Here is a 216-nt window from a genome sequence, read left to right as displayed (position 1 = left end):
CGGGGCCGGCCCCACCAGAGGGAAGGGGGCCACCGACGGGTTTACGGGTCACCGGATTCCACAGCCTCACCGTGCCGTCTTTGTTGCCGGTGGCAAGGAGAGACCCATCACGACTAAACGCCAACCCCAACACGGGGCCGGCCCCACCAGAGGGAAGGGGGTCACCGACGGGTTTACGGGTCCCCGGATTCCACAGCCTCACCGTGCCGTCGTCGT

The 216-nt window shown here is 67.6% G+C and carries 1 protein-coding gene; it reads right to left on the bottom strand.

The window, feature by feature from the left end; genetic code table 11:
• On the bottom strand, nucleotides 1–133 hold a 133-nt coding region (locus LCE31_RS40220), incomplete at its 3' end, for a WD40 repeat domain-containing protein (protein ID WP_225023286.1).
• Between the last annotated feature and the right edge of the window lie 83 nt (nucleotides 134–216).

This window comes from Streptomyces sp. 8L (assembly GCF_020176795.1).
In the GTDB taxonomy this organism is placed as follows: Bacteria; Actinomycetota; Actinomycetes; order Streptomycetales; family Streptomycetaceae; genus Streptomyces.
This window is presented reverse-complemented; position numbering and strand designations above follow the sequence as displayed.